This is a genomic window from Streptomyces lucensis JCM 4490, from assembly GCF_014650035.1.
Lineage (GTDB): Bacteria > Actinomycetota > Actinomycetes > Streptomycetales > Streptomycetaceae > Streptomyces > Streptomyces lucensis.
The window spans coordinates 661,439-675,313 of the sequence record NZ_BMUE01000003.1 but is presented as its reverse complement, the minus strand read 5'-3'; the positions used below and the strand labels follow the sequence as shown (position 1 = coordinate 675,313).

Here is a 13,875-nt window from a genome sequence, read left to right as displayed (position 1 = left end):
AATCGGACACAAGTGGCCTGTGGTCGCCCGGACGTGACGAGCTGGTACGGGAGTGACCGCCCGTGACGCCGGACCCGGCCGTTAGTCTCGGTCAACATGCGATTCCTGCACACGTCCGACTGGCATCTCGGCCGGGCCTTCCACCGGGTGGCCATGCTCGGGGCCCAGGCCGAGTTCATCGGGCACCTCGTCGCCACCGTGCGCGAGCGCGAGGTGGACGCGGTGGTCGTGTCCGGGGACGTGTACGACCGCGCGGTGCCGCCGCTCGCCGCGGTCGAGCTGTTCGACGACGCCCTGCACCGCCTCGCGGACCTCGGCGTGCCCACGGTGATGATCTCGGGCAACCACGACTCGGCCCGCCGCCTCGGCGTCGGTGCGGGACTCATCGACCGCGCGGGCATCCACCTGCGCACCGAACCGTCCGCCGTGGGCACGCCCGTCGTGCTGGCGGACCCCCACGGCGACGTCGCCTTCTACGGCCTGCCCTATCTCGAGCCCGCTCTGGTGAGGGACGAGTTCACGGTGGAGCGGGCCGGCCACGAGGCGGTGCTCGGCGCCGCCATGGACCGCGTCCGCGCCGACCTCGCCACGCGCGCGCCCGGCACCCGTTCCGTCGTCCTCGCCCACGCCTTCGTCACCGGCGGCCGGGCCAGCGACAGCGAGCGGGACATCACCGTCGGGGGTGTGGCCGCCGTACCGGCCGGCGTCTTCGACGGCGTCGACTACGTCGCCCTCGGGCACCTGCACGGCTGCCAGACGATCAGCGAGCGCGTCCGCTACTCCGGCTCCCCGCTCGCCTACTCCTTCTCCGAGGCCGACCACCGCAAGAGCATGTGGCTCGTCGACCTCGGCACCGACGGAGCCCTGGACGCCGAGCGCGTCGACTGCCCGGTCCCGCGCCCGCTCGCCCGCCTGCGCGGCACCCTGGACGACCTCCTCGCCGACCCTGAGCTGGCCCGGCACGAGAACGCCTGGATCGAGGCCACCCTCACCGACGCGGTCCGCCCGGCCGACCCGATGGCCCGGCTCGCCGAGCGCTTCCCGCACACCCTCAGCCTGGTGTTCGCCCCCGAGCGGGCCCCGGACGACCCGCAGGTGTCCTACGCCCGGCGGCTCGCCGGCCGCAGCGACCAGCAGATCGCCGAGGACTTCGTCGCGCATGTGCGCGGCGCCGGACCGGACGAACGGGAGGCGGCCGTGCTGCGGGACGCCTTCGACACGGTGCGCGCCGACGACGCCGCACGGGAGGTGGCCCGGTGAGACTGCACCGGCTGGACATCACCGCCTTCGGGCCCTTCGGAGGCTCCCAGAGCGTCGACTTCGACGCGCTGTCCGCGGGCGGGCTCTTCCTGCTGCACGGCCCGACCGGCGCCGGCAAGACCTCCGTCCTGGACGCCGTCTGCTACGCCCTGTACGGCTCCGTCCCCGGCGCCCGGCAGAGCGGCCAGGGCATGAACCTGCGCAGCGACCACGCCGAGCCCGGCACCCGCACCGAGGTCCGCCTCGACCTGACCGTCGCCGGACGCCGACTGGAGATCACCCGCCGCCCGCCCTGGGAGCGGCCCAAGCTGCGCGGCAGGGGCACAACGGTCGACAAGGCCCAGACCTGGCTGCGCGAGCACGACGCCACGGCCGGTGCCTGGAAGGACCGCAGCCGCTCCCACCAGGAGATCGGCGAGGAGATCACCCAGCTGCTCGGCATGAGCCGGGAGCAGTTCTGCCAGGTCGTCCTGCTGCCCCAGGGCGACTTCGCCCGCTTCCTGCGCGCCGACGCCGAGGCCCGGGGCCGCCTGCTCGGCCGGCTCTTCGACACCCAGCGGTTCGCCGACGTGGAGAAGCGGCTCGCCGAACGCCGCCGCGCCACCGAGGCCCGGGTCCGGGAGGGGGATGCCGCGCTGCTCGCCGACGCGCACCGCATGCAGCAGGAGGCGGGCGACGCCATGGAGCTGCCCGAGCTGGCTCCGGGCGAGCCCGGCCTGGCCGACGCCGTCCTCGGTGCCGCCGCCGTCGCCCGCAGCATGGCCCGCGAACGCCTCGCGGTCGCCCGCAGCGGCCTCGACGCCGCGGAGTCCGCCCACGCCGCGGCCCGAGGCGCCCTGGAGGACATGCGCGAACTCGCCCGGCTGCAGAGCCGGTTCGCCGAGGCGCGGCGACGTGCCGAACTGCTGCGGGAACGGGCCGGTGACCACCGCGAGGCACAGGAGCGCATGGCGCGGGCCCGCAAGGCCGAAGCCGTCGCGCCCGCGCTGGAACTGCGCGAGGCCGCCGAGGAGGAGCACCGCCGGGCCGCCCGGGCCGAGGCGCACGCGCGTGCGGCGCTGCCCGGCTCCCAAGCCGACGCCGACGCGAGCGGACTCGCCGCCGCCGCCCGCCGGGCCGCCGAGGAACTGGGCGGCCTGGACGCCGCCCGGCGCGCCGAGCGGCGCCTGGTCGGCCTGGTCGAGGAGCGGGCCGGACTCGACCGGCAGGAGCGCGCCGACGAGGACGTCCTGCGCGAGGCCGACGCCTGGCTCGACGGCTGGGACACCCGGCGCACGGCGCTGCAGGCGCGCGTCGAGTCCGCCCGGGAGGCCGCCACCCGCGCCGAGCAGCTCGCCGTCCAGCGGGAACCCGTGCGCCGGCGCCTCGACGCGGCCCGGACCAGGGACCGGCTGAGCGGGGAGCTGGAGCAGGCCACGCAGCAGGCCCTCGCCTCCGGGCAGCGGGCCCTGGACGCCCGTGCCCACTGGCTCGACCTCAAGGAACAGCGCCTCGACGGCATCGCCGCCGAACTCGCCGCACATCTCACCGACGGCGCGCCGTGCGCCGTCTGCGGGGCGACCGAACACCCGGCGCCGGCCCGCAAGGTCGCCGGCCACGTCGACCGCGAGGCCGAGGAACGCGCCCTCGCCGCCTGCCGGCGGGCCGACGAAGGGCACGCCGAGGACGAGCGGCGCCTCGGCACGGTCCGCGAGGCCCTGGCCGCCGCCACCGCCGAGGCCGGCGACGCCCCCACCGCCCGGCTCACCGCCGAGGCCGACGACCTGGAGCGGGAGTACGCCCGCGCCCGCCGCGACGCCTCCGCCCTGCACGCCGCCCACGAGGAGCTGCGCCGGGCCGAGCGGGAACGCGAACAGCGCCTCGCCGACCGCCAGGAGGCCGCCGTACGCACCGCCTCCCGGCTCACCAGGCGCGAGGCCCTGGAGCAGGAACAGGCCGCCCTGGAAGCCGAGTTGACGCAGGCGCGCGGCGCCGCCGGCAGTGTGGCCGCCCGCGCGGCCCAGCTGGAGCGGCAGGCGGCGCTGCTCACCGAAGCCGCGGACGCCGTGCGCACCGCGCGGGACGCCGCCCGGCTCCTGAAGGACGCCGACGCCCGCCTCTCCGACGCCGCCTACCGGGCCGGCTTCGACACCCCGCGAGCCGCGGCCGCCGCCCTCCTGGACGACTCGGCCCACCGCGAGCTGCAACACCGCCTGGACGCCTGGCAGTCCGAGGAGGCCGCCGTACGCGCCGTCCTGGCCGAGGCCGCGACCGCGGCGGCCGCCCAGCAGCCGCCCGCCGACGCCGCCGCGGCCGAACTGGCCGCCACCGGGGCGGAACACCGCCTGCGCGAGGCCGCCTCAGCACGTGACGCGGCCGCCCGCTGCTGCGCCGAACTCGACCGCCTCTCCGCCCGGGCCACCGAGGCCGTACGACGCCTCGCGCCGCTGCGCGACGAGTACGACCGCGTCGCCCGGCTCGCCGCCCTCACCGCGGGCACCTCCGCCGACAACGAACGCAGGATGCGCCTGGAGTCGTACGTTCTGGCGGCCCGCCTGGAGCAGGTGGCCGCGGCCGCGACCGTCCGGCTGCGGCGCATGTCGTCGGGCCGCTACACCCTCGTCCACTCCGACGACCGCACCGGACGCGGCCGCAGCGGGCTGGGCCTGCACGTGGTCGACGCCTGGACCGGCCGGGAACGCGACACCGCCACCCTGTCCGGCGGCGAGACGTTCTTCGCGTCCCTCGCCCTCGCCCTCGGCCTCGCCGACGTGGTCACCGACGAGGCGGGAGGGGTCCGCCTGGACACCCTCTTCATCGACGAGGGCTTCGGCAGCCTCGACGACCAGACCCTGGACGAGGTGCTGGACGTCCTCGACTCCCTGCGTGAACGGGACCGCAGCGTCGGCATCGTCAGCCACGTCCCGGACCTGCGGCGCCGCATCCACGCGCAGCTGGAGGTCGTCAAGGGCAGATCGGGCTCGGCGCTCCGCCAGCGGGGCGCCTGACCTCCACGGCCGACCGAACACCGGGCCCGCGTGGGTGGCCCGGTCAGTCGTTGCGCCAGATCTGGAGGGTCCACTTCCAGGATCCGGAATTGTCCCCGAGGTTCTCGTCGTTCATCCCCACCCCCATGCGCACCGGCAGTCCCGGAGCGGCCCAGCACCGCTGAACGTTGAGTTCGCGGACGAAGTGCGGGTTCCACGGGTTGGGGTCGCTCCCGCTGGCCACCCAGCCGCCCGGGTTGTTGTTCATCCGGAACACGTTCGCGTACTTCTTCCAGCCGGGGAACGGGTAGCCGGAGGTGGCGGCCTCGTTCTTGCCGTCGATGCCGTAGAACTCGGTGTTCCAATGGGAGATCGAGACTCGCGCGGACTCGTCCACCACCACGTGCAGGGCGTTGCCGGGGAAGATTCCGTTCGGCGGGTTGGGGCCTCCCGGGAAGCCGTCGTTCCCCCCGCCTGTCTGGGTGAAGGGAACGCTCACATCAGGCTGCCGGCCGTCCATGCACTTCTGCATGCCCGTCTGGCCGGCGACCGCGGGAACCGGGCTGAAGAGCATCGACGTGCTCACTGTGCCCAGGAGCAACACGGTCGTACCGATGCGCCGGCCGAGACGCCCGGCGGGTAACGGAGCGGATGGGATGTTCATGCGGTCCTCTCGATTGCCTCGGCCGTCAGGCCCGGGTGATCGGGGTGCCAGTCAACACAGGGCGGACGGTCCGTCGGTAGGGCGCGCGGGGGCTCGCGGAGCAGCCGGGGAACGCGGGTGCGTTGCGAGGGGTGATCGCGGGACTCCCGCTTCCGGTGAGGCATGCGGGGCCACCGGCCCCGGTGTTCAGCGGCCGAGTGGCCGCCGGGGGAGAGGGGAGGAGTAGACGACGCTGGTCGTCACCGAGCCGAGGGCGCCGATCCGGCCCGAGATCTCCTCCAGGTGGGACATGGAGCGCGCGGCGACCTTGATGACGAAGCAGTCGTCGCCCGTGACGTGGTGCGCCTCCAGGATCTGCGGTGTCGCCGCGACCAGGTCGTGGAACGGCTTGTAGTTGCCGTTCGGGTACCTCAGGCGCACGAAGGCCAGGATCGGCAGGCCGAGGCGCTCGGGGTCGACCACCGCCGCGTACCCCTGGATCACGCCCGCCTCCTCCAGCCGCCGGACCCGTTCGGTGACGGCGCTCGGCGACATGGAGACCTCGCGGGCCAGCTCGGCGTAGCTCACCCGCCCCGCACGCTGGAGGACGTCGAGGATGCGCCAGTCGGTGGCGTCCGGGGAATACGCGGTCATCCCGGATGGATAGCAGGGCAATCCCCGGCCGGGCAAGGCGGACGCCGTGGATCGTCACTTCAGGGGGCGGGCGGCGGGCCGTAGATTCTGGGTCATGATCACCACGGCTCCCGAGAACCCCGTCCTGCGGGTCGCGCCCGCCGCTCCCGCCGAGGCCGCCGCCCACTTCCGGGCGAGCCTCGCCTTCCACACCGACGTCTCGGACGTCGCCGCCGCGCTCGCGGGCGACGGCGACCCCGGCTTCGTCCTCGTGGACACCCGCTCCACCGAGTCCTGGGACCAGGGCCACGTCCCCGGCGCGGTCCACCTGCCGACCGCACTCGTCCCCGAGCAGGCCGGACGGCTCCTGGACAGGTCCGTGCCGGTGGTGACGTACTGCTGGGGTCCGGGCTGCAACGGCGCCGCCCGCGCGGCCCTCGCCCTCGCCGAACTCGGCTACCAGGTCAAGGAGATGCTCGGCGGCTTCGAGTACTGGGCCCGCGAGGGCTTCGCCTACGAGACCTGGCAGGGCCCGGCACGCCGGGAGGCCGATCCGCTGACGGCGCCCGTGCGGGGCGAGTGCGGCTGCTGACACCCGCCCGCGCGGGCGCCCCCGCGCGGTCAGCGCAGGGCGTCGAAGGCGATGCTCAGATGCCGGGGACCGCGCAGCACGGCGTTCTGCCGGTAGGGCGGCGGGTCCTCGACCAGGCGGGGATTCTCCAGCCGCCGGGCCAGTTCGGACAGCGCGATCTGCGTCTCCAGCCGGGCCAGCGGCGCCCCGAAGCAGCTGTGGATGCCGCTGCCGAAGCCGAGGTGCTGGATGTCCTCGCGGTCGGGGTCGAACTTCTCCGGGTCCTTGAACCGCTCCGGGTCCCGGTTGCCCGCGGCGAGCATCAGCCAGATGCGCGAGCCCTTGGGGATGGTCACCCCGCGCATCTCGATGTCGGCGATGCACGTGCGCTGCGGCACGATCTGCACCGGCGGCTCGTAGCGCAGCAGCTCCTCCACGATCCTCGCCGACAGCCCCGGGTCCTCCCGCAGCCGGTGCAGAACGTCCGGGTGGCGCAGCAGGGTGAGCATGCCGTTGGTGATGAGGTTGACCGTCGTCTCGTGACCGGCGATCAGCAGGAGCACCGCGGTGCTCATCACCTCCATCATGGTCATGGCGCCTTCCGGGCCACGGCTGTCGGCGAGGTCGGACAGCATGTCGTCCTGCGGGTCCTTGGTGCGCTGCTCGACCAGCCCGGCCAGGTACATGCCGAGCTGCATCCGCGCCTCCTGCGCCGACTTCACGAACTCCTCGTCCGCCTCCGCGCGCGTCTCGGGGTCCAGGGTGGCGACGAGCGGGTCGACCCAGGCGCGGAAGCGCGGTTCGTCCTCGCGGGGCACGCCCAGCAGCCGGCAGATGACCGTGACCGGGAACGGGTACGCGAACTGGTCCACCAGGTCGATCTCGCGCGCCTCGCCGAAGCCGTCGATCAGCCCGCCGACGATCGCGTGCAGCTCGCCCCGCATCGACTCGATCCGGTGCGGCTTGTGGGGCGGCCCGAAGGCGCTGTTGGCGATGCGCCGCAGCCGGTCGTGCTCCGGCGGGTCGAGTCGGAGGAAGGACGGGGGCAGTCCCGTGCTCTGCGCCTCGGCCAGCTCGTCCCCGGCCGCGGCCAGGTTCGCGGCGTCGGAGCTGATCCGCGGATCGTGCAGCAGGCTCCTGATGTCCCAGTACGAACTGATGACGTAGGGGCCGTCCTCCTCCTCGTGCAGTACCGGGGTCCTGCGCAGCTCCTCGTACAGCGGATACGGGTCGGCGCGGTTGGCGAAGTCGGTGATCCGGCGGAACAGTGAGGCCTGCGTCATGACAAGTCCTTGGGGCGTCGGGGCCACGGCGGGGTTCAGTGGCGGGCCGGGGTGAACACCAGCTGCTGGTCGGCCGGTGAGTAGCCGCTCAGCGTCACCGTGGGGCCGTGGGTCGGCAGGGACGGGTCGGGGAAGTCCGCGTCGACCGGCTGCCGGCCCTCCGGGCGCCGGTCCACGGTCGTGTAGTCCACCGGGAACGGCGCGCCCCGCTCGATCTGCCGCTGGTAGAACTCCAGCCAGCGCGTGTTGTCGAAGCTGACGGCGGCGACCACCCGGCCCTGGTGGCCGTAGACGCCGACGAACCGGCGCTCGGCCAGCGAGCCCTGCGTGATCATGATCTGGTCGCCCATCGGCGGCACGCCGACCGACTTGATGTTCACCTTGAACTGCGAGGACCAGAAGGCGGGCATCCACAGGTGCGGGCGCCGGTCGGCGCCCCGGCAGATCATGTTGTGCGCGGCGGTCTCCGCCTGGGCGACGGCGTTGCCCCAGTGCTCGAGGGAGAGGAACTGGTAACCGAACAGCGCGTGCGGCGACCGTGCGACGTCGCCCGCGACGAACACGTCGTCGGTGACGATGCCCCGGAAGTCGAAGGCCCGGCAGCCGGCGTCGCAGGCGATGCCCCGCGGGCCCGCTCCCAGCCCCGACCCGGTCAGCCACTCGGTGTTGCGCAGCGAACCGAGCGAGACCACCACGACGTCCGTCTCGACCTCGCTGCCGTCGGACAGGTGGACGGACCGCACCCGCCCCGCCGGGTCGCCCTCCAGCGCGGTGACCGTGATGCCGGTGCGCAGGTCCACGCCGTTCCCGGTCTGCAGGTCGGCGGCGACCGCACCGATCACCCCGCCGAGCGCGCCCACCAGCGGCGCTCCGGCCCGCTCCGCCAGGGTGACGGCGAGGCCCATCTCCCGGCACGCCGAGGCGACCTCGCAACCGGCGAACCCGGCGCCGATGATGAACACCCGGCGCGCGGACCTCAGCCGCTGGAGCAGCCGCGCCGCGTCGTCGCGGGTCCGCAGCAGGAAGACGCCGTCCAGGCGGCCCTCCTCCTCCTTGAACCAGGGCCGGGCCCGCACTCCGGTCGCGATCAGCAGCCGGTCGTACTCCACCTCGTCCCCGTCGGCCAGCCGCACCCGCTTGGCCGTCAGGTCGAGACCGGTCGCCGGGACGCCCAGCCGCCACTTGGCGTCGACCTCCCGGCGGTGCGGCAGCTCGGTGTGCAGCGGCGACGCCTTGCCCAGCAGGACCGCCTTGGACAGCGGCGGCCGGTCGTACGGCTCGTACGGCTCGTCACCGATCATGGTGAGCGAGCCGGTGAAGCCCTCGGCACGCAGGGTCTCGGCGGCCCGCAGTCCGGCCAGTGAGGCGCCCACGATCACGATCCGGCCCTCGCGCCTGAGCCAGTCCAGGTAGTCAGCGGCCATCGGCTGCCTCCCGCGCGGCTTCGCCCGCCGGCCCGCTCGGGCCGTCCAGGCCGTCGGCCGTGATCGCCTGCACCGGACAGGCGGCGACGGCACGCGCCAGCCGCTCCCGCTGCTCCTCCTGGGCGCGCGGACTGTACACCAGGGTCTCCTCGCCGTGCATGGCGAAGACATCGGGCGCGAGGAAGGCGCACTGCGCGTAGCCCTGACATTTGTTGAGATCGACGACGAGCCGCATCGACGCTCCGCCCTTCCGGTGGCCAGGTCCGGGGCGCGCCCCCAGGGCGTGCGGTGTCTCCGGACGGCGGTCATGTCCCGCACGCCAGCATGGGAGCCGGGCGGGGACCCCGCGCGGCGGGCGAGCCGTCCGGGTGAGCCGCGCTCCGCTTCCGGCCCGGTCAGGCGGGCCCGGCGGTACGGGCCCGCGCACGGCGGCCCGCGTTCAGGATGTGCAGGCCGAGCACGAGCGACCAGGCGGGGAAGACCAGTTCCGACCAGGGCACGTTCGAGGCGACGAAGAGCAGCGTCACGGCGGTGACGACGCCCAGGAGGGTGAGCGGCCGCGGCAGGACGCCGAGGCGGTGGCCGATCACCGACATGGAGGACACGAAGACGGCCGCCATCCGCGTCGCGTAATCGGTCAGCAGCGTGTACGCGAAATGGCGGCCGAAGTCCCAGGCGGCCAGGTCGGGAGCCTGGCCGGCGGGGTGCCCGACGGACAGCACGGCGCTCGCCGCCGCGGCCCCGGCGAACAGCGTCGCGGTGAAGACCAGCCCGCTGCCGAGCAGGACGGTGGCGAGGAACCTGTCCTCGGCCTCGCCGACGTGCGCGCGCACCGCGCCGACGAACCACAGGAAGAAGATGCCGGCGAACGGTACCAGCGCGAGGGCGGCCAGTACCGCTTCCCGGCGCCCCGAGTCCGTGAACGCCTCGGGGGTGACGGCGTCGGCCCCCTCGGGAATCCCCAGCCGCATCAGGACGATCGCAGCCGCCAGCAGCAGCGCGAAGACGACCCCGGCCAGCCCGGCGGCCCGCGGTGTCTCCAGCGCCTGCTGCCCCGGCCCCTTCTCCCGCATGCCCGGCCCGCCTCTCCGCGTCGGTTCCCGGGCACCAGCCAGCCGCGCCTCCCCCGCCCGCGCCACCGGGGTACGGCCGTACGGCCGAGCGGCCGTACCCGGAACGACGTCCTGGGGCCGGTCCAGGGCGGGTTCCGGCGTCGCGGCCGGCCCGCCGTCAGAGCCGGGACAGCTCGTCCACCAGGTCGTCGAGGCCCAGCGAGCCCTGCGAGAGCGCCGCCATGTGCCAGGCCTTCAGGTCGAACGCGTCGCCGTGCCGCTCGCGCGCCCTCTCCCGGCCCAGCAGCCAGGCCCGCTCACCGAGCTTGTAGCCGATGGCCTGGCCCGGGATCGTCAGGTACCGGGTCAGCTCGCTCTCCACGAAGTCCGCCGGCCGGCTGCTGTGCGCCGCGAAGAACTCCTGCGCCAGCTCCGGCGTCCACCGCTCCCCGGGGTGGAAGGGCGAGTCGGCCGGGATCTCCAGCTCCAGGTGCATGCCGACGTCCACGATCACCCGGGCCGCCCGCATCATCTGCGCGTCCAGGTAACCGAGCCGCTCCTCCGGGTCGGTGAGGTAGCCCAGCTCGTCCATCAGCCGCTCCGCGTACAGCGCCCAGCCCTCCGCGTTGGCGCTGACGCCGCCGACGGTCGCCTGGTAGCGGGAGAGGTCCCCGGCCACGTGCGCCCACTGCGCGAGCTGCAGGTGATGGCCGGGCACGCCCTCGTGGTACCAGGTCGAGACGAGGTCGTAGACCGGGAAGCGGGTGCGGCCCATCGTCGGCAGCCAGGTGCGGCCGGGCCGGGAGAAGTCCTCCGACGGGGCCGTGTAGTAGGGGGCGGCGGCACCGCCGGGCGGGGCGATGAGCGACTCCACCTTCCGGACCCGCTCGGCGAGTTCGAAGTGCGTGCCGTCCAGGTCCTCGATGGCCTTGTCCATCAGGCCCTGCAGCCACTCGCGGACCCCTTCCACGCCCTCGACGTGCCGGCCGTGCTCGGCGAGGTGCGCGAGCGCCTCCCACGGGGTCGCGGCGCCGGGCAGGATCTTCTCCGCCTCGCGCCTCATCTCGCCGTGGATGCGGTGGAACTCCGACCAGCCGTACGCGTACGCCTCGTCCAGGTCCAGGTCGGTGCCGTTGAAGTAGCGGGCCCAGCGCGCGTACCGCTCGCGGCCCACCGTGTCCGGGGCGTCCTCGACGGCCGGCGCGTACACGTCCCGCAGCCAGTCCCGCAGCTCCACCAGGGCACCGGTCGCCGCGCGGGCCGCCTCGTCCAGCTCGGCGCGCAGCGCCTCGGGCCCGGCGGCGGCGAAGTCCTCGTACCAGCCGCGGCCCGCGCCGTCCGTGTCCGTCCACTCGGTGAGCTGCCCGAGGAAGGTCCGGGTCGGCCGGGGCGCCGCGAACAGCTTGCGGTCGAGGCCGAGCCGCAGCGAGGCGCGGTAGCCCGCGACCGCGCCCGGCACCGCGCGCAGTCGCTCGGCGATCGCCGCCCAGTCCTCCTCCGTGCGCGCCGGGGTGACCGTGAACACGTCCCGCACCCAGTGGCCGGGCGTGTGCATGTTGCCGACCGCGCGCAGGTGCTCGTCCGCCTCGTGGACGGCGAGTTCGGCGGTCAGCCGCTCCCGCAGCAGCCGCCCGCAGCGCCGCTCCGCGTCGCTGTCCGCACCGGGCCGGCGCTCCGCCTCGTCCAGCTTCGCCAGCGTGCTGCGGGCCAGCTCCGCGAGGGCCTCCCGGCCGGCGGGCGAGTAGTCGGGCAGCCTGCTCGAACTCTCCTTCACACCGAGGTAGGTACCGGTGACCGGGTCCAGGGCAATGAGGTCGTCGACGTAGGCGTCGGCGACCTGACGGGGCAACGGGCTCTTGGTCTCAGACATGCGGCCCATCCTCGTACGGACAGGATCACCGCGTCACCCGTTCAGCTCTGGGCGTGGCCGGGAGGCAGCAGCGGCCCGCACTCCCACTGCTGGAAGATCAGCCGGGTCTCCACCCGGGCCACCTCCCGCCGCGCCGTGAACTCGTCCAGCACCAGCCGCTGCAGGTCGGCCATGTCCGCGACGGCCACATGCACCAGGTAGTCGTCCGGACCGGTCAGGTGGAACACCGTCCGTGCCTCCGGCAGCTCCCGGATCCGCTCCACGAAGGGTCCCACCAGCTCCCGCCGGTGCGGCCGCACCTGGACCGACAGCAGCGCCTGCAGGCCGCGCCCGAGCTTGGCCGGATCCAGCCGCAGGCGGTTGCCGAGGATCACGCCCGACCGGCGCAGCCGGGTCACCCGGTCAAGACAGGTGGACGGGGCCACGCCCACCTGCGCGGCGAGGTCGCGGTAGGTGGTCCGGGCGTCGTTCTGCAGCAGCCTCAGCAGATGCAGGTCCACCGGATCCAGTACGACGGAATCGGCCATTGGCCGAACGTAGCACGGTGTTCGATTCCAGAGAACCGTTCGATGTTCACCCTTCCGCCCATGGACACAGCGAGCACCGGTGCCTACGACGACGTACGCACCGCAACGAGAGCCCTGGCCACCGAGGCCGTCCACGCCGGCCGCGACGACCTCGCCGGACAGGGCCTGCACGCCCCGCCGATCGACCTGTCCACCACCTACCCCTCCTACGACAGCCGCGCCGAGGCCGCCCGCATCGACGCCTTCGCCACCGACGGCGCCGACCCGGTGGGCCCGCCCGTCTACGGCCGGCTCGGCAACCCGACCGTCGCCCGCTTCGAGACCGCGCTCGCCCGGCTGGAGGGCACCGAGTCCGCGGTCGCCTTCGCGAGCGGCATGGCCGCGCTCAGTGCGGTGCTCCTCGCCCGTTCCGCCATGGGCCTGCGCCACGTCGTCGCCGTACGGCCGCTGTACGGCTGCAGCGACCACCTGCTGACCGCCGGGCTCCTCGGCACGGAGGTCACCTGGACCGACCCGGCCGGCATCGCCGACGCGCTGCGCCCGGACACCGGCCTGGTGATGGTCGAGTCCCCGGCCAACCCGACCCTCGCCGAGCTCGACCTGCGGGCCGTCGCGCACGACTGCGGCACCGTCCCGCTGCTGGCCGACAACACCTTCGCCACCCCCGTGCTGCAGCGGCCCGCCGAGCAGGGCGCCCGGCTGGTGCTGCACAGCGCCACCAAGTACCTGGGCGGTCACGGCGACGTGCTGGCCGGAGTGGTCGCCTGCGACGAGGAGTTCGCGGGCCGGCTCCGGCAGATACGTTTCGCCACCGGTGGGGTGCTGCACCCCCTGGCGGGCTATCTGCTGCTGCGGGGGCTGTCCACCCTGCCGGTACGGGTCCGGGCCGCGTCCGCCAACGCCGCCGAACTGGTCCGCCGGCTCACCGCCGACCCACGCGTGTCGCGCGTCCACTACCCGCGGATCGGCGGCGCGATGATCGCCATCGAGGTGAACGGCGACCCCCACGAGGTCATCTCCGGCGTCCGGCTGATCACCCCGGCGGTGAGCCTGGGCAGCGTGGACAGCCTCATCCAGCACCCCGCGTCCATCAGCCACCGCATCGTGGACGCCGACGACCGGCGCGGCGCCGGGGTGAGCGACCGGCTGCTGCGGCTCTCGGTGGGTCTGGAGGACGTGGAGGACCTGTGGGCCGACCTGGACCAGGCCCTGGGCGAGCACACCCGCACGCCCGTACCGCTGCGGGAGGCGGTGGTCTGACGGGAGGACAGGCGGGCGCCGGGGACCGCCGGTCGGCTGCTGCCGACCTCACGCCCACCACACCGCCCGCGCGGTCACGGCGGCGCCGGTCATCGCCGTCGTGACTGAGCTGCGACGCGCCGCATCGCTCGTCGGCTGCTGCGCGACGCGGCCGGCCGGGGGATGCGGCTGGTCGGCGGATGCGGCCGGCCGAGGGCGGTCGGCTCGGCAGGTCCGCGCGAGCGAGTGCCCATCCTCGCCCGGCCGAGCGGTGCCGGCGGCCATCGAGCGCTGGGGCGGACGGCCCGGCGGGCAGGCGTCCGGTCGTCGCGCGCCTGCAGGTCACGAGGGGCGGACGGCCCGCCAGGGTGCGTGCGGACGGCCCGGCGGTGGTGCCGGGCCGTCCG

At 74.4% G+C, this 13,875-nt stretch carries 12 protein-coding genes; 4 read left to right on the top strand and 8 right to left on the bottom strand.

Annotated elements, in window-relative coordinates; all coding sequences use genetic code 11:
* The first annotated feature begins 96 nt into the window (after window positions 1-96).
* Together IE177_RS10920 and IE177_RS10915 are read left to right on the top strand one after the other, a co-directional pair.
* Window positions 97-1,260, top strand: a complete 1,164-nt coding sequence (locus IE177_RS10920) for an exonuclease SbcCD subunit D (protein ID WP_190015001.1) — start codon at window positions 97-99, stop codon at window positions 1,258-1,260.
* A complete protein-coding gene (locus IE177_RS10915) occupies window positions 1,257-4,247 on the top strand; it encodes an AAA family ATPase (protein WP_190015000.1) in 2,991 nt (996 codons plus the stop codon). Before IE177_RS10920 ends, IE177_RS10915 begins: the two co-directional genes overlap by 4 nt.
* A gap of 43 nt (window positions 4,248-4,290) precedes the next feature.
* Here the strand turns inward: IE177_RS10915 and IE177_RS10910 are convergent, their stop codons facing one another.
* Window positions 4,291-4,812 (bottom strand): hypothetical protein, encoded by a 522-nt coding sequence (locus IE177_RS10910; protein WP_190014999.1) that lies wholly within the window; start codon window positions 4,810-4,812, stop codon window positions 4,291-4,293.
* Window positions 4,813-5,076: 264 nt separating this feature from the next.
* A complete protein-coding gene (locus IE177_RS10905) occupies window positions 5,077-5,523 on the bottom strand; it encodes an Lrp/AsnC family transcriptional regulator (protein WP_190014998.1) in 447 nt (148 codons plus the stop codon).
* Window positions 5,524-5,617: 94 nt separating this feature from the next.
* Here IE177_RS10905 and IE177_RS10900 point away from each other — a divergent pair, with 94 nt between their 5' ends.
* A complete protein-coding gene (locus IE177_RS10900) occupies window positions 5,618-6,094 on the top strand; it encodes a rhodanese-like domain-containing protein (protein ID WP_190014997.1) in 477 nt (158 codons plus the stop codon).
* Window positions 6,095-6,123: 29 nt separating this feature from the next.
* Here the strand turns inward: IE177_RS10900 and IE177_RS10895 are convergent, their stop codons facing one another.
* The 6 genes from IE177_RS10895 to IE177_RS10870 all read right to left on the bottom strand — a co-directional run bounded on the left by IE177_RS10895 (window position 6,124) and on the right by IE177_RS10870 (window position 12,229).
* The gene (locus IE177_RS10895; protein WP_190014996.1) at window positions 6,124-7,356 is read right to left on the bottom strand and encodes a cytochrome P450; all 1,233 of its coding nucleotides are present in this window, start codon (window positions 7,354-7,356) and stop codon (window positions 6,124-6,126) included.
* A 35-nt stretch (window positions 7,357-7,391) separates the two neighbouring features.
* Window positions 7,392-8,780: an NAD(P)/FAD-dependent oxidoreductase gene (locus IE177_RS10890; RefSeq protein ID WP_190014995.1), complete on the bottom strand. Its 1,389-nt coding sequence runs from the start codon at window positions 8,778-8,780 to the stop codon at window positions 7,392-7,394.
* Window positions 8,770-9,015: a ferredoxin gene (locus IE177_RS10885; protein WP_190014994.1), complete on the bottom strand. Its 246-nt coding sequence runs from the start codon at window positions 9,013-9,015 to the stop codon at window positions 8,770-8,772. Before IE177_RS10885 ends, IE177_RS10890 begins: the two co-directional genes overlap by 11 nt.
* 160 nt (window positions 9,016-9,175) lie before the next feature.
* Window positions 9,176-9,853 carry a hypothetical protein gene (locus tag IE177_RS10880; protein ID WP_190014993.1) on the bottom strand — a complete coding sequence of 226 codons (678 nt, stop codon included), beginning with the start codon at window positions 9,851-9,853 and terminating at the stop codon, window positions 9,176-9,178.
* A 157-nt stretch (window positions 9,854-10,010) separates the two neighbouring features.
* A complete protein-coding gene (locus IE177_RS10875; RefSeq protein ID WP_190014992.1) occupies window positions 10,011-11,702 on the bottom strand; it encodes a DUF885 domain-containing protein in 1,692 nt (563 codons plus the stop codon).
* Window positions 11,703-11,743: 41 nt separating this feature from the next.
* A complete protein-coding gene (locus IE177_RS10870) occupies window positions 11,744-12,229 on the bottom strand; it encodes an Lrp/AsnC family transcriptional regulator (RefSeq protein WP_190014991.1) in 486 nt (161 codons plus the stop codon).
* A gap of 60 nt (window positions 12,230-12,289) precedes the next feature.
* Here IE177_RS10870 and IE177_RS10865 point away from each other — a divergent pair, with 60 nt between their 5' ends.
* Entirely contained in the window at window positions 12,290-13,489 is a 1,200-nt protein-coding gene (locus IE177_RS10865) for a trans-sulfuration enzyme family protein (protein ID WP_190014990.1), read from the top strand.
* The last annotated feature ends 386 nt before the right edge of the window (window positions 13,490-13,875 follow it).

What these genes read in the sequence shown, in the direction of transcription:
- IE177_RS10920 (WP_190015001.1), top strand. Translation starts at nt 97, where the DNA reads ATGCGATTCCTGCACACGTCCGACTGGCATCTCGGCCGGGCCTTCCAC.
- IE177_RS10905 (WP_190014998.1), bottom strand. Translation starts at nt 5,523, where the DNA reads ATGACCGCGTATTCCCCGGACGCCACCGACTGGCGCATCCTCGACGTC.
- IE177_RS10900 (WP_190014997.1), top strand. Translation starts at nt 5,618, where the DNA reads ATGATCACCACGGCTCCCGAGAACCCCGTCCTGCGGGTCGCGCCCGCC.
- IE177_RS10895 (WP_190014996.1), bottom strand. Translation starts at nt 7,356, where the DNA reads ATGACGCAGGCCTCACTGTTCCGCCGGATCACCGACTTCGCCAACCGC.
- IE177_RS10890 (WP_190014995.1), bottom strand. Translation starts at nt 8,780, where the DNA reads ATGGCCGCTGACTACCTGGACTGGCTCAGGCGCGAGGGCCGGATCGTG.
- IE177_RS10885 (WP_190014994.1), bottom strand. Translation starts at nt 9,015, where the DNA reads ATGCGGCTCGTCGTCGATCTCAACAAATGTCAGGGCTACGCGCAGTGC.
- IE177_RS10880 (WP_190014993.1), bottom strand. Translation starts at nt 9,853, where the DNA reads ATGCGGGAGAAGGGGCCGGGGCAGCAGGCGCTGGAGACACCGCGGGCC.
- IE177_RS10875 (WP_190014992.1), bottom strand. Translation starts at nt 11,702, where the DNA reads ATGTCTGAGACCAAGAGCCCGTTGCCCCGTCAGGTCGCCGACGCCTAC.
- IE177_RS10870 (WP_190014991.1), bottom strand. Translation starts at nt 12,229, where the DNA reads ATGGCCGATTCCGTCGTACTGGATCCGGTGGACCTGCATCTGCTGAGG.
- IE177_RS10865 (WP_190014990.1), top strand. Translation starts at nt 12,290, where the DNA reads ATGGACACAGCGAGCACCGGTGCCTACGACGACGTACGCACCGCAACG.